General features: G+C 72.0%; 11 protein-coding genes and 1 pseudogene. 6 read left to right on the forward strand and 6 right to left on the reverse strand.

Features of this window, described 5'->3' with window-relative positions; translation table 11 throughout:
- Positions 1-184: 184 nt before the first annotated feature.
- Positions 185-2,932: a pyruvate, phosphate dikinase gene (gene ppdK, locus ACZ4YY_RS06870; RefSeq protein ID WP_468284599.1), complete on the reverse strand. Its 2,748-nt coding sequence runs from the start codon at positions 2,930-2,932 to the stop codon at positions 185-187.
- A 415-nt stretch (positions 2,933-3,347) separates the two neighbouring features.
- Positions 3,348-4,568 (reverse strand): ROK family protein, encoded by a 1,221-nt coding sequence (locus ACZ4YY_RS06875; protein ID WP_468284601.1) that lies wholly within the window; start codon positions 4,566-4,568, stop codon positions 3,348-3,350.
- 131 nt (positions 4,569-4,699) lie between these two features.
- Here ACZ4YY_RS06875 and ACZ4YY_RS06880 point away from each other — a divergent pair, with 131 nt between their 5' ends.
- From ACZ4YY_RS06880 to ACZ4YY_RS06890, 3 genes are all read left to right on the forward strand, one after another.
- Positions 4,700-6,319: an MGH1-like glycoside hydrolase domain-containing protein gene (locus ACZ4YY_RS06880; RefSeq protein ID WP_468284603.1), complete on the forward strand. Its 1,620-nt coding sequence runs from the start codon at positions 4,700-4,702 to the stop codon at positions 6,317-6,319.
- On the forward strand, positions 6,316-8,253 hold the full coding sequence (locus tag ACZ4YY_RS06885; RefSeq protein WP_468284604.1) for an amylo-alpha-1,6-glucosidase: 1,938 nt from the start codon (positions 6,316-6,318) through the stop codon (positions 8,251-8,253). Before ACZ4YY_RS06880 ends, ACZ4YY_RS06885 begins: the two co-directional genes overlap by 4 nt.
- Positions 8,254-8,407: 154 nt before the next feature.
- Positions 8,408-10,372 carry an alkaline phosphatase family protein gene (locus ACZ4YY_RS06890; protein WP_468284606.1) on the forward strand — a complete coding sequence of 655 codons (1,965 nt, stop codon included), beginning with the start codon at positions 8,408-8,410 and terminating at the stop codon, positions 10,370-10,372.
- Positions 10,373-10,384: 12 nt separating this feature from the next.
- Here the strand turns inward: ACZ4YY_RS06890 and dusB are convergent, their stop codons facing one another.
- Positions 10,385-11,536 (reverse strand): tRNA dihydrouridine synthase DusB, encoded by a 1,152-nt coding sequence (gene dusB, locus ACZ4YY_RS06895; RefSeq protein ID WP_468284608.1) that lies wholly within the window; start codon positions 11,534-11,536, stop codon positions 10,385-10,387.
- A gap of 96 nt (positions 11,537-11,632) precedes the next feature.
- On the opposite strand from dusB, the gene ACZ4YY_RS06900 reads away from it, so the two are divergent.
- The gene (locus ACZ4YY_RS06900; RefSeq protein WP_468284610.1) at positions 11,633-13,078 is read left to right on the forward strand and encodes an MFS transporter; all 1,446 of its coding nucleotides are present in this window, start codon (positions 11,633-11,635) and stop codon (positions 13,076-13,078) included.
- Between the two features lie 87 nt (positions 13,079-13,165).
- A pseudogene (locus ACZ4YY_RS06905) lies at positions 13,166-13,474 on the forward strand (MFS transporter); the annotation flags it as partial.
- Between the two features lie 6 nt (positions 13,475-13,480).
- Here ACZ4YY_RS06905 and ACZ4YY_RS06910 read toward each other — a convergent pair.
- Both ACZ4YY_RS06910 and ACZ4YY_RS06915 read right to left on the reverse strand, forming a co-directional pair.
- Positions 13,481-14,401 (reverse strand): UTP--glucose-1-phosphate uridylyltransferase, encoded by a 921-nt coding sequence (locus ACZ4YY_RS06910; protein ID WP_468284612.1) that lies wholly within the window; start codon positions 14,399-14,401, stop codon positions 13,481-13,483.
- Positions 14,402-14,640: 239 nt separating this feature from the next.
- Entirely contained in the window at positions 14,641-14,895 is a 255-nt protein-coding gene (locus ACZ4YY_RS06915) for a hypothetical protein (RefSeq protein ID WP_468284614.1), read from the reverse strand.
- A gap of 144 nt (positions 14,896-15,039) precedes the next feature.
- Between ACZ4YY_RS06915 and ACZ4YY_RS06920 the strand changes: the two genes are divergently transcribed.
- Positions 15,040-16,152, forward strand: a complete 1,113-nt coding sequence (locus ACZ4YY_RS06920) for an endonuclease/exonuclease/phosphatase family protein (protein ID WP_468284616.1) — start codon at positions 15,040-15,042, stop codon at positions 16,150-16,152.
- Between the two features lie 63 nt (positions 16,153-16,215).
- Here ACZ4YY_RS06920 and ACZ4YY_RS06925 read toward each other — a convergent pair whose 3' ends face one another.
- Positions 16,216-17,598, reverse strand: coding sequence for a glycine--tRNA ligase (locus tag ACZ4YY_RS06925; RefSeq protein ID WP_468284617.1), 1,383 nt, complete (start codon positions 17,596-17,598; stop codon positions 16,216-16,218).
- Positions 17,599-17,706 lie beyond the last annotated feature (108 nt).

The following is a 17,706-nucleotide window of genomic DNA, read 5'->3' on the forward strand; positions in this document are numbered from 1 at the left end:
ATCACAAGAAGAAACCTTAAGTCACCCACAGCCATCACATCAGGCGATCGATAACCAGCCAGCCCCCGGCCGAAAGCACAGAGGGCGACACCCCCGCACGGGTGTCGCCCTCGTCTTGCGTGCCGGAGCCGCCGCCGATCGGTGAGGGTCGGGGACCGAGCGGCGGCTCCGGGGTCGGGGGAGGTCAGCGGTGGTCGCTGCCCTCCGACTGCGTCGCGGCCCGTCCCGCCTCCAGGCGCGCCACCGGGATCCGGAACGGCGAGCAGGAGACGTAGTCCAGGCCGACCTCGTGGAAGAAGTGAACCGACTCCGGGTCACCGCCGTGTTCGCCGCACACGCCCAGCTTCAGGTCGGGGCGCGTGGCACGGCCCGCTTCCGCCGCGGCCTTCACGAGGGAGCCGACGCCGTCCTTGTCGATCGTCTCGAAGGGGGAGACGCCGAAGATGCCCTTCTCCAAGTAGGCCGTGAAGAAGCTCGCCTCGACGTCGTCGCGGCTGAAGCCCCACACCGTCTGGGTCAGGTCGTTGGTGCCGAAGGAGAAGAACTCCGCCGCCTCGGCGATCTGACCGGCGGTCAGCGCGGCCCGCGGCAGTTCGATCATCGTGCCGATCGACAGTTTCAGTTCGACGCCCGTCGCCGCCTCGACCTCCGCGATGACCTGGTCGGCCTCCTCGCGGACGATCTCCAGCTCCTGCACCGTGCCGACGAGCGGAATCATGATCTCCGCGCGCGGGTCGCCCTTGGCGTTCTTGCGCTCCGCCGCGGCCTCGGCGATGGCACGGACCTGCATGGTGAACAGGCCGGGGATGACGAGGCCCAGGCGCACGCCGCGCAGACCGAGCATCGGGTTCTGCTCGTGCAGGCGGTGGACCGCCTGGAGGAGACGCAGGTCGTTCTCGTGGGACTCCTGACGGGACTCCGCCAGGGCCACGCGGACCGACAGCTCGGTGATGTCGGGGAGGAACTCGTGCAGCGGCGGGTCCAGGAGTCGGACCGTCACCGGGAGGCCGTCCATCGCCTCGAAGAGTTCGACGAAGTCCTGCTTCTGCAGCGGCAGCAGGCCCTTCAGCGACTCCTCACGCTCCGTCTCCGTGTCCGCCAGGATCAGGCGTTCCACCAGCTCACGGCGGTCGCCGAGGAACATGTGCTCGGTGCGGCACAGGCCGATGCCCTGGGCGCCGAAGCGGCGCGCGCGCAGGGCGTCCTCGGCGTTGTCCGCGTTCGCCCGGACCCGCAGCCGGCGCTTGCGGTCGGCGAACGCCATGATGCGGTGGACCGCCTCGACCAGTTCGTCGGCGTCGTCGGCGCCCGCGTGCATGCGGCCCTCGAAGTACTCGACCACCGGGGAGGGGACGACGGGAACCTCGCCGAGGTAGACCTTGCCGGTGGAGCCGTCGATGGAGATGAGGTCGCCCTCCTCCACCACGTGGCCGCCCGGCACCGTCATCCGGCGGCGCTTGGTGTCGACCTCGAGCTCCTCGGCGCCGCAGACACAGGTCTTGCCCATGCCGCGGGCGACGACGGCGGCGTGCGAGGTCTTGCCGCCGCGCGAGGTGAGGATGCCCTCGGCCGCGATCATGCCGTCCAGGTCGTCGGGGTTGGTCTCGCGGCGGACGAGGATGACCTTCTCGCCCGAGCGGGACCACTTCACGGCCGTGTAGGAGTCGAAGACGGCCTTGCCGACCGCCGCGCCCGGCGAGGCCGCGATGCCCCGGCCGACCTGCTCGGTCTTGGCCTGGTCGTCGAAGCGGGGGAACATCAGCTGGGCGAGCTGTGCGCCGGTGACACGCTGGAGCGCCTCCGTCTCGTCGATCAGGCCCTGGTCGACGAGCTGGGTGGCGATGCGGAAGGCGGCGCCGGCGGTGCGCTTGCCGACCCGGGTCTGGAGCATCCACAGCTGACCGCGCTCGATCGTGAACTCGATGTCGCAGAGGTCCTTGTAGTGGTTCTCCAGCGTCTCCATGATCTGCATCAGCTGGTCGTACGACTTCTTGTCGATCTGCTCCAGGTCCGCCAGCGGGACGGTGTTGCGGATGCCGGCGACGACGTCCTCGCCCTGGGCGTTCTGCAGGTAGTCGCCGTAGACGCCCTGGTGGCCGCTGGCGGGGTCGCGGGTGAAGGCGACGCCCGTGCCGGAGTCGGGGCCCAGGTTGCCGAAGACCATGGAGCAGACGTTGACCGCGGTGCCGAGGTCGTGCGGGATGCGCTCCTGGCGCCGGTACAGCTTGGCCCGGTCGCCGTTCCAGGAGTCGAAGACGGCCTTGACGGCGAGGTCCATCTGCTCGCGCGGGTCCTGCGGGAAGTCCCGGCCGGCCTCGGTCTTGACGATCTTCTTGAACTTGGTGACGAGCTTCTTGAGGTCCGCGGCCTCCAGCTCGGTGTCGACGGTGACCTTCTTGGCCGCCTTCGCCGCTTCCAGGGCCTCCTCGAAGAGGTCACCGTCGACGCCGAGGACCGTCTTGCCGAACATCTGGATGAGCCGGCGGTAGGAGTCCCACGCGAAGCGGTCGTCGCCGGCCTGGGTGGCCAGTCCCTGCACCGACTTGTCGGAGAGGCCGATGTTGAGGACCGTGTCCATCATGCCGGGCATCGAGAACTTCGCGCCGGAGCGGACGGAGACCAGGAGAGGGTCGTCGGCCTGGCCGAGCTTCTTGCCCATCCGCTGTTCCAGCGCGTCGAGGTGCGCACTCACCTCGTCACGCAGTGCCGTCGGCTCCTCGCCGCTGTCGAGGTAGACCTTGCAGGCCTCGGTAGTGATCGTGAAGCCGGGCGGGACCGGCAGGCCGAGGTTGGTCATCTCGGCGAGGTTCGCGCCCTTGCCGCCGAGGAGGTCCTTGAGGTCCTTGTTGCCCTCGGTGAAGTCGTAGACGAACTTCACGCCCTCAACGCTCGCTGCCGACTCAGCTACGTGGGGATCTTTGTTTTCCGACACGGGTCTCGACTCCTCGAGGACGCGGTGGCTGCCCTGACGGGCAGGAACATACCCAGATCAAAGGCGTCTGGGTACGTCCACTTGTGCGTCATGCGCCTGTAACCGATCGTCAGCCAGGGGATCGAAAGTCAAGGCTTGGCAAGCGCCACGCCGCAGATGTTTTCATTTCTTGAACGCAACCACTCTCACGGCCCCCATTCTACGCTCAAACGAGCGGCGTGCAGCCCGTCTGATTTCGATCGATGAACGATCAAGGGATGGCACTGAGTGCCACACCTTGAGGAAATGCAGACGGCCAAGATCCGCTCATCTGAGCGGCACCCCTATCAAGGGTGGCGAGAATCACGCTCTCGGGGACGCCCCGGTTCCACCATGCGGACGTACCCCCCACCGGAGACATCCACGGCCCACGGCCTCACACACCCAGCGCCAGCAGCCGTTCCTCCACTCGCTCGGGCGAGTACAGGTGCTCCACGACCAGCGCACCGGCCCCCACCAGCCCCGCCCGTTCCCCCAGCCGCGAGGTCACGACCTCCAGCCGGGCCGTGGAGCGCGGCAGCGCCCGCTGGTAGAGCAGCTCGCGCACACCGGTGAGGAAAGCGGTTCCGGCCAGGTCCCCGGCGATCATCAGAACCCCCGGATTGAGCAGCGTCACGACCGTCGCCAGCACGTCGCCGACCTGCCTCCCCGCCTCCCGGGCGAGCGCCGCGGCCCCCGGGTGCCCCGCGGCCAGCAGGTCCCGCACGTCCGAGCCGGAGGCCGCCGGCACCCCGGTCTCCGCCAGTTTCCTGGCCACGGCGCCACCGCTGGCCACGGCCGCGAGACAGCCGTGGGAGCCGCAGCGGCACAGGGCCTCCGCGCCCACCCGGATGTGCCCGATGTCGCCGGCGCCACCGTCGACGCCCCGGTAGATCGAGCCGTCCACCACCACCCCGGCGCCGATTCCGGTCGACACCTTGACCAGCACGAACGCCGAGCAGTCGGGGTGGGCCGTGCGCTGCTCGCCGTACGCCATGAGGTTGGCGTCGTTGTCGACGAGGACGGGGGGCGCCGGTGCGCCCGTGCGCTGGGTGAAGGCCCTGGCCAGGCGGGTGGGTATGTCGTAGCCGTCCCAGCCGGGCATGATCGGCGGCTGGACGACGCGGCCGGTCCCGCTGTCGACCGGGCCGGGCACGGCCACCCCGATGCCGCAGACCTCGTCGGCACGGCGGCCGGTCTTCTCCAGCAGTTCGGCGAACCAGCGGCCGAGTTCCTCCAGGACCACGTCCGGGCCGTCCTCGACGACCAGCGTCCCCGAGTGCTCGGTGAGCATCTCGCCGGTCAGGGAGAGCACGGCCGCACGGGCGTGCCGGGTGTCGAGGTCGGCGGCGAGGACGACGGCGTGCGCGTCGTCGAACTCCAGGGTGATGGAGGGGCGTCCGCCCAACGGGGAGTCGACCGGACCGCCGGCGCCCTCGCGCAGCCAGCCCGCGCGGAACAGACGGTCCAGGCGTGTCCCGACGGTGGCCCGGGACAGGCCGGTGGCCTGCTGGAGGGCACCGCGTGTCGTCGCCCGGCCGGTGCGCACCAGCGCGAGCAGGTCACCGGCGCCTGCCTGACCGGCCCCTCGGCCCGTCCGTCCCGGCTGTCCGGTCATGCGCACCCCCTTGTGTTTCTCAACCCTGCATTACATATTGGGTTTTGCGTGTTAAATAGACGTAACCCTACGGTAGCCGCTGCCGAACCGGCCCGACCGGGCCGTCATCGGCATTCTTCGGGGAGCCCCGAGTGGACAGCACTGCCCAGATCACGGCCCGCACAGCGGAGCGCACCGCTGTATACGACCCGGCCCCGGCGGCCGGTTCGCTGCGCCTTCGAGCGGTGCGGGTACTGGAGGCCAACTGGACGGGAACCTCCACGGTGCCCTCGCGTGGCCTGTACCCGCACCAGTGGTCGTGGGACTCCGCGTTCGTCGCGATCGGGCTGCGCCACGTCTCGCCGCTGCGGGCGCAGACCGAGCTGGAGACGCTGCTGGCCGCGCAGTGGGGTGACGGGCGGATCCCGCACATCGTCTTCAACCCCTCCGTGCCGCTCGACGCGTACTTCCCGAGCCCCGACTTCTGGCGCTCCCCGACCGCGGGGCGCGCCGCGGGTGCCCCGCGCACCGTACAGACCTCCGGCATCGTGCAGCCACCGGTGCACGCGCTGGCGGCCTGGCTGGTGCACCGCGCCGACCCGGGGCTGTCCCGGGCGCGCGGCTTCCTCGCCCGGGTGTACCCCCGGCTGGCCGCCTGGCACCGTTATCTGCTGCACCGGCGGGACCTGGGCGGGGGCGGGCTGGTGTCCGTCGTCCACCCCTGGGAGCAGGGCATGGACAACGCCCCGGCGTGGGACGCCCCGCTCTCCCGGATCACCCCCGCCCCCGCCCGCTCCTTCAGGCGCGCCGACCTCGACCACGGGGCGGCGGAGGACCGTCCGACGGACCTCGACTACGGGCGGTACGTGCGGCTGGCGACGGACTACCGGGACGGCGGCTACGCCGACGGGACGGGCGGGTTCGCCGTCGAGGACCCCGCCTTCAACGCGCTGCTCATCGCCTCCGAGCACGCCCTCGCCCGGATCGCGCACGCCCTGGGAGCCCCGGGCACGGCCCGCCGCGCGCGTGCGGAGCGGCTGACGTCCGCGCTGGTGGACCGGCTGTGGGACCCGGCGCGGGGTCTGTTCCTCTGCCGGGACCTGCGAGGCGGGGGGCCGATCCCCGAGCGCGGGGTCTCCGGGCTGGTGCCGCTGCTCCTGCCCGGCCTGCCGCGCGAGGTGGTCGAGGCCCTCGTAGGGACGCTGCGCGGCCCACACTTCGGGCTGGGCACCGCCACCCGCCTCGTCCCCAGCTACGACCTGCTCGGCGAGGCCTTCGACCCGCACCGCTACTGGCGCGGCCCGGCCTGGTTCAACACCAGCTGGCTGCTGGAGCGGGGCCTGCGCCTGCACGGCGAGCGGGCGTCCGCGGACGCGCTGCGCGAGGCCGTGCTGGACCTCGCGGGCGCCTCCGGGTTCGCCGAGTACGTCGACCCGTACACCGGCGAGGCCTGCGGCACGGCCGACTTCGGCTGGACCGCCGCCCTCACGCTCGACCTGCTCCACGACAGGGACCACCGGCAGGACGGCGACGACGGCGAGGGCGAGGGCGAAGGCGACGGCGACGGCGACGGCGACGGCCCAGGGGGCACCGACCGTCCGCACCACCGGCACCACGGCAACGACCTGCGCGGCTCGGACGCACCGCACCACGGCGACACCGCGCCCCACACGGACGCACCGCACCACGGCGACACCGCGCCCCACACGGACGCACCGCACCACGGCAACGACCTGCACGACACCGCACTCAAGGGAGGGGACCGGGGATGACGGACCGGCATCATCTGCTCGTGCACGGCGGGACGTTCGCCGCCGTCGGTGACCGCGGGGACATCAGCGGCGTGCGGGGCGCCGGCTCCCCCGACGGACTGTTCGTCAGGGACGCGCGGCACCTCAGCCGCTGGCAGCTCACGGTCGACGGCGCCGTGCCGGAGGTGCTCGCGCCGGTCGCGGACGGGGATGCCGCGCGCTGCGTGCTCGTGCCGCGCGGCGGCCGCAGCGAACCGCCGTCCTGCACGCTCTTCCGTGAGCAGGCCGTCGGCGACAGCTCGTTCGTCGAGTCGCTGCGGGTCACCAGCAACCGTCCGGTGCCCTCGACGGTCCGGCTCGCGCTCACCGTCGACGCCGACTTCACCGACCAGTTCGAACTCCGCTCCGACCACCGCACCTACACCAAGTCCGGCGCCGTCCGCCGTCGTCAGGTCCTCGACCACGGCGTGGAGTTCACCTACCAGCGCGGCGAGTGGCGGTCCGTCACGACGGTGACGGCCGACCCCGCCCCGGATGCCGTGGAGGAGACCGGCACCGGCGCCCGCCGTCTGGTGTGGCGGCTGGAACTCCCGCCGCACGACTCGGCCGCGCTGACCCTGCGGGTGATCGCCCGGCCGCACGGCGAGAGGCGGGCCCTGCGCGTCCCCAGCTCCCCGGCGGCGGTGACCGAAAAGGTACTTGCGCACGAGGGCGAGTTCATGGAAGGCGTGGCCTTCCCGACCGGCTGGCCCGAGCTGGCCGCCGCCTGTGCGCGGGGCCTGGCGGACCTCGCCGCGCTCCAGGTGCCGGCGACCGGTCCGGACGGTGAGGAGCTGCGCGTCCCGGCGGCCGGCGCCCCCTGGTTCCTGACCCTGCTGGGCCGTGACGCCCTGCTCACGTCGTTCTTCGCCCTCCCCTACCACCCCCGCTCGGCCGCCGCCACCCTGCTGGCCCTCGCCGCGGCCCAGGCGACCGGGACGGATCCCGAGTCGGTCGCCCAGCCCGGCAAGATCGTCCATGAGGTGCGGCACGGCGAGCTCGCCCACTTCCACCAGGTGCCGTACGGCCGCTACTACGGCTCGGTGGACGCCACCCCGCTCTTCCTCGTCCTGCTCGGCGCGTACGTCGAGCAGACCGGTGACACGGCCCTCGCCCGCCGGCTGGAGCCGCACGCGCGCGCGGCCGTCGGGTGGATGCTCGACCACGGCGGGCTCACCTCGCGCGGCTACCTGGTCTACCGCGCCGACCGCGGCGGTCTCGCCAACCAGAACTGGAAGGACTCCGTCGGCGCCATCTGCTCGGCCGACGGCACCCGCCCGACCGGCCCCGTGACGGCGGCCGGGGCCCAGGGCTACGCCTACGACGCGCTGCGCCGCACGGCGTGGGTGGCGCGCACGGTGTGGGGGGACGACACCTACGCGGCGCTGCTGGAACAGGCGGCCGCCGATCTGCGCGACCGCTTCCAGCGGGACTTCTGGATGCCGGAGCACTCCTTCCCCGCCCTCGCGCTGGACGGCCGGGGCCACCGGGTCGACGCGCTCGCCTCGGACGCCGGTCATCTGCTGTGGTCCGGGCTGCTGGACAAGGAGTACGGGGCCGTGGTCGGCCGGCGTCTCCTGGAACCCGACTTCTTCTCCGGCTGGGGCGTGCGCACACTCGCGGCCGGGCAGCCGGCGTACCACCCGCTGTCCTACCACCGGGGTTCGGTCTGGCCGCACGACAACGCGCTGATCGCGCTGGGGCTGGCCCGCTACGGGCTGCACGACGAGGCCCGCACGGTCGCGCTCGGCCTGGTCGACGCGGCGACCGCGACCGGGCACCGGCTGCCCGAGGTCCTCGCGGGCTACGGCCGTGACACGCACGCCGAGCCGGTGCCGTACCCTCACGCGTGCGTACGGGAGTCCCGGTCGGCGGCCGCCCCGTTGGCGCTGCTCACGGCGGTGGGCGGCGCGTGACGCGGTCCTTGGCCGGACGTTTGCGCGAAGTTTGCCGAGCGTAGGACGGGGCCGCTGAACACCGGCCGGGAGCAGGCCGTACGACTCTGCGGCGGATCCGGTCCTCCACGCCGGGTCCGCCGAACCACCGGGCTTCGTACGGAAGGACCCTCGGGTGCCTGTCTCCACACGCCAACCCCACCCGCCCGACGCGACGGACGGCGACGCCGCGACGCCCGAGGACGAGGGCCGGGAAACGGCCGGGGAAGCGACCGAGGACGAAATCCGGGAGACGGCCCGGGAATCGAGGGACGGCGAACGCCGGGAAACGGCCGGCGACGAACGCCGTCAGCCGGCCCAGGACGAACGCCGGGAAACGGCCGGCGACGAACGCCGGGAACCGGCGCAGGAAGGCGCCCACGACGACGAGTCCGCGGTCCCCGGTGCCGTCCCGCGGACACTGCGGGAGCGGTTCGCGCACCGGCGTGCCTGGCGTGAGCGCCACCCGCGGGCGGCGCGGGCGGTGTGGTGGGCGGCGACCGTGCTGTCCGTCGTCCTGGTCGCCGTGGCGCTGCTGCTGCCGGACCGGCTCGCCGCGCTCCAGCCGCAGCGGTTCGTGCGGCTGCCCGGCGAGGCGATCGTCGCAGCGGCCGTGCTGCTGGCGCTGCCGCGCCGGCCGCGGGTGGTCGTGGCCGCGCTGGGGGGTGTGGTCCTCGCGGCGGTGACGGTGCTGAACCTGCTCGACATGTACTTCGCCGAGTACCTGGGCCGCGACTTCAACGTGATCCTGGACTGGGAGCTGCTCGACGACGCCCAGTCCTACGTCGCCGACTCGATGGGCCGGGCCACCGCCCTGGCCGCCACGGCGGGGCTGCTGCTGCTGGTCGTCGGGCTGTTCACCGGCCTCGCGCTGGCCACGGTCCGGCTCTCCGGCCTGCTGGCGCGCCACACCCAGCGGGCGACCCGGGCGACACTGTTCTCCGGCACGGTGTGGATCACCTGCTCGGTGCTCGGCGTTCAGCTCGCCGGGCTGCCGGTCGCCGCCGACCGGGTCACCGACACCCTCGCCGCCCAGGCGCGGCAGGTCCGCGAGACCCTGCGGGACGAGGCCGCGTTCGCGAAGGAGGCCCGCCACGACCCGTTCGGGGCCACCCCGCCCGCCGAGCTCCTGCCCGACCTGCGGGGCAAGGACGTGATCTTCGCGTTCGTCGAGAGCTACGGCCGCGTCGCGATCGAGGACCCGCTGATCGGGCCCGGCGTGGGCCGCACCCTGGCCGCCGGCGGGCAGGCCCTGGAGAAGGCGGGCTACCACGCCCGGAGCGGCTGGCTGACGTCGTCGACGTTCGGCGGCGGCAGCTGGCTCGGGCACTCCACCACCCTGTCCGGCCTGTGGGTCAACACCCAGCAGCGCTACCGCACCGTGATGGCCAGCGACCACCTCAGCCTCACCAAGGCCTTCCGGAAGAGCGGCGCCTGGGACACGGTCGGGGTCATGCCGGGCGTGCAGAAGGCCTGGCCGGAACAGGAGTTCTACGGCCTCGACAAGGTCTACAACGCCTTCCAACTGGGTTACCGGGGACCGAAGTTCGCCTGGTCGACGATGCCCGACCAGTACGCGCTGGAGGCGTTCCAGCGGCTGGAGCACGGCAGGAAGCGCGACAGGCCGCTGATGTCGGAGATCATCCTGACCTCCAGCCACGCGCCCTGGGCGCCGCAGCCGACGATGGTCGGCTGGGACGAGGTGGGCGACGGGTCGGTCTTCGACGCCGTCAAGAAGGCCGGTCCGAACGCCTCCGCGGTCATCGCCGACGCCACCCGGTCCCGTGAGGCGTACGGCCGGTCGGTCCAGTACTCGGTGACCGCGCTCACCCAGTGGCTGGAGCGCTACGGCGGCGACGACACCGTGCTGGTCTTCCTCGGCGACCACCAGCCCGTCACCCGCATCAGCGGCACGGACTCCGGCCGGGACGTCCCGGTGTCGATCGTCGCCAAGGACCCGGAGGTCCTCGACCGGATCGCGGACTGGAAGTGGACGGACGGCCTGCGGCCGGCGCACGACGCGCCCGTGTGGAAGATGAGCTCGTTCCGCGACCGCTTCCTGACCGCGTACGGGTCGACGCCGCATCCGGCGAGGGACTGAAGCCGGCCGGGGTCAGCCCCCGGAGGTGTCCAGTTCGGCGTCCTCGCCCACGCCGGCGCAGTCGTAGGGGTCCTTGAGCCAGCCGTCCGGCAGCACCACCCGGTTGTTGCCGGACGTCCGGCCGCGGGGCCCGTCGGCGCCGGCCGGCCAGGGCTGGTCGAGGTCCAGCTCGTCGAGTCCGGCGCGCAGTGCGGCGAGGGACGAGGTGATCGCCAGTCGCTTGCGCATCTCGGAGCCGACCGCGAAGCCCTTCAGGTACCAGGCGACGTGCTTGCGGAAGTCGACGACGCCCCTGGTCTCGTCGCCGATCCACTCGCCGAGCAGGGTGGCGTGGCGGACCATGACGTCGGCGACCTCGCGCAGGGTGGGCCTGCGGAAGTCCGTGCGCCCCTCGAAGGCGGCGACCAGGTCGGCGAACAGCCACGGCCGGCCCAGGCAGCCGCGGCCGACGACGACGCCGTCGCAGCCGGTCTCCCGGACCATCCGCAGGGCGTCCTCGGCGGACCAGATGTCGCCGTTGCCGAGGACGGGGATCTCCGGGACGTGCTCCTTCAGCCGGGCGATGGCGTCCCAGTCGGCGGTGCCGCCGTAGTGCTGGGCGGCGGTGCGGCCGTGCAGGGCGATCGCGGTCACGCCCTCCTCGACGGCGATGCGGCCGGCGTCGAGGTAGGTGATGTGGTCGTCGTCGATGCCCTTGCGCATCTTCATCGTGACGGGCAGGTCGCCCGCCCCGCCGACGGCCTCACGCAGGATGGCCCGCAGCAGGTGGCGCTTGTAGGGCAGCGCCGAGCCGCCGCCCTTCCTGGTGACCTTGGGGACCGGGCAGCCGAAGTTGAGGTCGATGTGGTCGGCGAGGCCCTCTTCCGCGATCATGCGGACGGCCTTGCCGACGGTCGCCGGGTCGACGCCGTACAGCTGGATCGAGCGCGGCTTCTCGGTCGCGTCGAAGTGGATCAGCTGCATGGTCTTCTCGTTGCGCTCGACCAGCGCCCGGGTCGTGATCATCTCGCTCACGAACAGGCCCTTGCCGCCGCTGAACTCCCTGCACAGGGTGCGGAACGGGGCGTTGGTGATCCCCGCCATGGGGGCCAGCACGACGGGCGGCCGGACGGTGTGCGGGCCGATTTCGAGAGTCGTCTGCTGTGAGGGCGCGGTCGTGGGCATTCCCCCATTGTCACGCACGCCGGGGGGTGGCCGGGCAATGATCCTGTACGGGTCATTAGTTAGACGCACTATCGATACGGGCGTACGATGAACCCCATGCCCGAGCTCGGCCGGAGACGACGTCTGCTCGTGCTCGCGATCTGCTGCATGAGCCTGCTGATCGTGAGCCTCGACACCACCGCGCTGAACGTCGCCCTGCCCGCGATGGAGCGCGACCTGCACGCCGGCACCTCCGGCCTGCAGTGGACGATCGACGCCTACACGGTGGTGCTGGCCGGGCTGCTGATGCTCGCGGGCTCCACCGCCGACCGGATCGGCCGCAAGAAGGTCTTCGTGACCGGCCTGGTCGTGTTCTCGGCCGGCTCGCTGCTGTGCTCCCTCGCCCCCGACCTGGAGCTGTTGATCGCGGCCCGGACGGTGCAGGCGGTCGGCGGCTCGATGCTCAACCCGGTCGCCATGTCGATCATCACCAACACCTTCACCGACCCGCGCGAGCGCGCCCGCGCCATCGGCGTGTGGGGTGCGGTCGTCGGCATCTCGATGGCCCTCGGCCCCCTCGTGGGCGGACTGCTGGTGGAGGCGGTGGGCTGGCGTGCGATCTTCTGGGTCAACCTCCCGGTCGGCCTCGCGGCCCTCCTGCTGACCCTGCGCCATGTCCCCGAGTCCCGGGCGCACCGGGCCCGCCGGCCCGACCCGGTCGGCCAGGTGCTGGTCATCGCGCTCTTCGGGTCCCTGACGTACGCGATCATCGAGGCGCCGACGGCCGGGCTCGCGACGAGCGGTCCCCTCGCGGCCGTCGCGCTGGCCGCCCTGTCCGGACTGCTGTGGTACGAACCGCGCCGCGACGAGCCCCTGATCGACCTGCGGTTCTTCCGTTCCGTGCCGTTCAGCGGGGCGACCGTGGTGGCGATCAGCGCGTTCGCGGCGCTCGGCGGGTTCCTGTTCCTGTCGACGCTGTACCTGCAGAACGTGCGCGGTCTTGACGCCCTGCACGCGGGTCTGTGGATGCTGCCCATGGCCGTCCCGACGTTCCTGTGCGCGCCGCTGTCCGGGCGGCTGGTGGGCGGTCGGGGCCCGCGGCTGCCGCTGCTGGTGGCGGGCCTCGCGATGACGGCGAGCGGGGTGCTGTTCGCCGCCTTCGAGGCCGAGACCTCCGACGGGACGCTGTTCCTCGGTTACGTGCTGTTCGGCGTGGGCTTCGGCTTCGTGAACGCGCCGATCACCAACACCGCGGTGTCGGGGATGCCGCGCGGCCAGGCGGGCGTGGCCGCCGCCGTCGCCTCCACGAGCCGCCAGCTGGGCCAGACGCTCGGCGTCGCGGTGGTCGGCGCGGTGCTCGCGGCCGGGGTGAGCGCCTTGGCGTACCGTGAGACGTTCGTCTCGGCCGCCGTCCCCGGCTGGTGGGTCCTCACCGGCTGTGGCCTGCTCGTCCTCGTCCTCGGGGTGCTGACCACCGGCCCGTGGGCCCGCCGGACGGCCGAGCGGACCGCCGAACGGCTCGAGGCCCAGGACGTGCGGGAGGCGACGGGCGTCAGCGCCTGAGCGCCACGTCCTCCTGCGCGCCCGCCCGGGTGGCGATCAGGTGCAGGCGTCCTGCTGATCGTCCTGGCCGTCCGCGCCGACTGGCGGCCCGGCGTGGGCTTCCTGGAGCTGCTTCCCGGGACGGCCGTCGCCGGGGCCGGCCAGGCCCTCCAGCTGCCCGTCGTCATGCGGATCGCGTTGTCCGAGGTGCCGCCGGCCCGCGCGGGCGTGGGAAGGCATGATGGTGACGACCCAGCAGGCGCCCTGGCCCTGGGCGTGGCCACCCTCGGCACCCTCTTCCTCTCCCTGGTGCCGGGCATGGGCATGCGCGACGCCCTGGTCACGACGCTGGCGGTGCGGCTGGCGGGCGTCGCCGTGACCGGGCTGCCGAGTCTGCGGCCGCCGCGCAAGGCGTGAGCCCGCTCACCCGACCGCCGGTGACCCCCCGTCGCCCGCGTCGAGGTCGGCGACCAGTCCGCGCAGGACGGGGCCGTACTCGGGATGGGCGAGGGCGTGGGCCATCTGGGCGACGAGGTAGTCGGAGGGGTTGCCGGTGTCGTACCAGCGGCCCTGGATGACCTGGCCGTAGACGGCACGGGTGGAGGCGTAGGCGTTGATGGCGTCGGTGAGGTAGATCTCTCCGGTCCGGTGCTCGTACCAGCGTCGGGTCTGCTCGCGCAGTTCGTCGACGATGCCCGGAGTGATGGCGTACCCGCCGATGGCCGCGTACGACGACGGCGCGGCGCTGGGCTCCGGCTTCTCGATCAGGCCGGTGATGCGGAGCGTGCCGCCGCCGAGGTCCTCCTTGACGACGGGCACGCCGTAGCGGCGGGAGTCGGCCGGTGCCATCGGCATGAGGGCGAGGACGGGGCAGCCGGTCTGCTCGTAGGCGCGGATCAGCTGCTGGGCGCGGGGCACCTCGGCGACGAAGACGTCGTCGGGCCAGAGCACCAGCACGGGTTCGTCGCCGAAGGCGCGGGCGGCGTTCAGGACAGGCGTGCCGTTGCCGTACGGGCCGTGCTGGTCGAGGTAGGTGATGTGGCCCTGACGGGCCAGCTCGGCGACCTCCTCCACCGCCTCCGCGTAGGCCGTCTTGCCGTCGGCGTGCAATTGCTCGACCAGGGCGGGGTTGGGGCGGAAGTGGTCCTGGATCAGGGACTTGCCGCCCGAGACGACGATGGTGATGTCGGTGATGCCGGAGTCCACCAGCTCGCGCACGGTGTGCTCGATCACCGGCTTGTCGCCGACCGGCAGCATCTCCTTGGGCGTCGCCTTGGTCAGGGGCAGCAGGCGGGAGCCGAGTCCGGCGGCGGGGATCACGGCCCTGCGGATCGTCGGGGACATCTGGTCTCTCCGGGTTCTCTCTCGGTTCGTCGCGTTGCCTCGCGGCCGGCCGCACACTCTAGCCCGCCGGACCTTCGAGGATCCCTGCACTGTGCCCGCCCGGGCCGCGCGGACCGGCCGCACCTCGCCGCGTTGCCGCACGGCACCGGGGACTCCGCCGCCACGAGGGCTCCCCGGCGCCCCGCGCCGCACGGCACCAGGCCACGCGGACTGATCGGCGCTCATGGGGCAAGGCGCCCTCAGCCCGCCCGCAAGCCCCTGAGCAGCAGTTCCACCAGTGCCGCGAAGTCGGCGTCGGCCTCCGGGCGCTCCCACAGCGTGAAGTAACCGGGGTCGTGGAAGCGGCCGGAGGCGTGGAAGACGGTGCGGGCCGCGACGGCCGGGGCGGGGGCGGCGAAGACGCCGGAGGCAACGCCCGCCTCGATGATCCGGGTGAGCTGGCCGGTCAGGTCGGCGAGGTGCTCGCCGACCTGACCGGCCAGCTCTCCCCTCACACATTTCAATATCTGTCATCTGTCATGTGTCCGGTCGAAGGGGACCGCGGGCCCGAGGACAATGGGAGATGTCGGCGTGCAGTCATCCCGGCGGCGCCTGCCGTCGGCGCCCCGCGGTCTCCGCGCCGCCGTGGGAGGCGCGTCATGAGCGTTCGGATCGGCACCTTCAACATGGAGAACGTGTTCCGTCGGCCCACGGCCTTCCGCCTGCCGGAGCCGGCGGGGCGCGCGGAGGTCCTCGGCGACTTCGCCGCGCTGGTCTCCCTGCTCGACCTGCAGACCTACCGGGACGAGGACAGGGCGGAGATCGCCCGGCTCGTCAAGAAGCACCGGGCGTACGTGGTCGACCCCGACGACCCGCCGCCGATCTTCGTCAACCAGTCCCGTCCGGGCAGGGCGGGCGGACTGTTCACGACCTCGGGGTCGGGCAGCGCAACGACGGTCGAGGTCATCGCCGGGGGCCGCGACTCGTGGGCGGGTTGGGCCGAACTGGGACGGGACGACCTCGACCCGGACGCCGTGCGGAACACCGGCCGGGTGGTCTCGGAGGTCGACGCCGACATCCTGCTCGCCGTGGAGGTCGAGGACCGGCTCACCCTGGAGCGCTTCACCACACAGGTCCTGGCCGGGGCGTTCGGCAGGCGGCCGTACCCCTACAACCTGCTGGTCGACGGCAACGACCCCCGGGGCATCGACATCGGGATCCTCAGCCGCCATCCGGTCACGTCCGTCCGGTCCCACCTCTTCGAGACCCAGCCGGAACGTCCCGCCGAGCGTCTCTTCAGCCGGGACTGCCCCGAGTACGAGATCCAGGTGAACGGCACCCCCCTGGTGATCCTCGGCAACCACCTCAAGAGCAAGTTCCAGGACAACCCCGCCCTGCGGCTGGCCCAGGCGAGGCGGGTCGCGGAGATCTACCGGTCCGCCCTGGAGCGCACCCCGCACGTCATCGTCGCCGGGGACCTCAACGACACCCCGGAGAGCGCGCCGGCCGCGGCGGTGCGGGACACCGGAGCGCGCGACGCGATGACGCACCGCTCCTACCGCGGACTGCCCGGCACCCACGGGACGTGCAGAACCGAGCGGGACAAGCTCGACTACCTGATGCTCGCGCCGTCGCTGTGGGACGAGGTGCAGCACGTCGGTCTGGAGACCCGGGGCATCTTCGCGGACGGCATCAAATCCTTCGACGAGGTCACGTCGAAGCTCACCGCGGCCTCCGACCACGCCGCCCTCTACGTGGACCTGGACCTGTAGGCGAACGACGAGTGCCGGGCCCCTCGGGGAGGGACCCGGCACCCGATGTCGCCCGCAGGGGCCTCAGCAGCCGATGAGGCGCCCGGCCAGGTAGCCCTCGATCTGGTCCAGCGACACGCGCTCCTGCTTCATCGAGTCACGCTCGCGCACGGTCACCGCGTTGTCCTCGAGGGTGTCGAAGTCGACGGTGACGCAGTACGGCGTGCCGATCTCGTCCTGGCGGCGGTAGCGGCGGCCGATCGCGCCGGCGTCGTCGAACTCGATGTTCCAGTGCTGGCGCAGCGCCTGGGCGAGCCCCTTGGCCTTCGGGGACAGCTCGGGGTTGCGGGACAGCGGCAGGACGGCCACCTTCACCGGGGCGAGGCGGTGGTCCAGGCGCAGCACCGTGCGCTTCTCCAGCTTGCCCTTGGCGTTCGGCGCCTCGTCCTCGACGTAGGCGTCGAGCAGGAACGCCAGCATCGCGCGGCCGACACCGGCCGCGGGCTCGATGACGTACGGCGTCCAGCGCTCGCCGGCCTCCTGGTCGAAGTAGGAGAGGTCCTGGCCGGAGGCCTTGGCGTGGGCGCCGAGGTCGTAGTCGGTGCGGTTGGCCACGCCCTCCAGCTCGCCCCATTCGTTGCCGCCGAACTGGAAGCGGTACTCGATGTCGGCGGTGCGCTTGGAGTAGTGGGAGAGCTTCTCCTTGGGGTGCTCGTACCAGCGCATGTTCTCTTCACGCAGGCCGAGACCGGTGTACCAGTTCCAGCGCTGCTCCATCCAGTACTCCTGCCACTTCTCGTCCTCGCCCGGCTTGACGAAGAACTCCATCTCCATCTGCTCGAACTCGCGGGTGCGGAAGATGAAGTTGCCGGGCGTGATCTCGTTGCGGAAGGACTTGCCCATCTGCGCAATGCCGAACGGCGGCTTGCGGCGCGAAGTGGTCTGCACCTGGGCGAAGTTGGTGAAGATGCCCTGGGCGGTCTCGGGGCGCAGGTAGGCGACGGAGCCGGAGTCCTGGGTCGGGCCGAGGTGCGTCGACAGCAGGCCCGAGAACTGCTTGGGCTCGGTGAACTGGCCCTTGTTGCCGCAGTTGGGGCAGTTGACGTCGGCCAGGCCGTTCTCCGGGAGGCGGTTGTGCTTGGCCTCGTAGGCCTCCTCCAGGTGGTCCGCGCGGAACCGCTTGTGGCAGGAGGTGCACTCGGTGAGCGGGTCGGTGAAGGTGGCGACGTGACCGGAGGCGACCCAGACCTCGGAGGCCAGGATGACGGACGAGTCGATACCGACCACGTCCTCGCGCGACGTCACCATGTAGCGCCACCACTGGCGCTTCAGGTTCTCCTTGAGCTCGACACCCAGCGGTCCGTAGTCCCAAGCGGCGCGCTGGCCGCCGTAGATCTCACTACAGGGGAATACGAAGCCACGGCGCTTGCTCAGGCTGACGATGGTGTCGATCTTGTCGGCGGCCACGGTGCTCTCTTCATAACGACGACGGGCGACGAAGCGAGATGCTTCCAGCGAATGCTTCAGCGTACCGGCGGGGGATCCCCCTCGACCAAATCGGTCCCCCGCCTCCCG

This window comes from Streptomyces sp. NPDC030143, from assembly GCF_055573695.1.

Coding starts and splice junctions, on each gene's coding strand:
- ACZ4YY_RS06910 (WP_468284612.1), bottom strand. CDS start 14,401: ATGTCCCCGACGATCCGCAGGGCCGTGATCCCCGCCGCCGGACTCGGC.
- ACZ4YY_RS06900 (WP_468284610.1), top strand. CDS start 11,633: ATGCCCGAGCTCGGCCGGAGACGACGTCTGCTCGTGCTCGCGATCTGC.
- ACZ4YY_RS06885 (WP_468284604.1), top strand. CDS start 6,316: ATGACGGACCGGCATCATCTGCTCGTGCACGGCGGGACGTTCGCCGCC.
- ACZ4YY_RS06920 (WP_468284616.1), top strand. CDS start 15,040: ATGAGCGTTCGGATCGGCACCTTCAACATGGAGAACGTGTTCCGTCGG.
- dusB (WP_468284608.1), bottom strand. CDS start 11,536: ATGCCCACGACCGCGCCCTCACAGCAGACGACTCTCGAAATCGGCCCG.
- ACZ4YY_RS06875 (WP_468284601.1), bottom strand. CDS start 4,568: ATGACCGGACAGCCGGGACGGACGGGCCGAGGGGCCGGTCAGGCAGGC.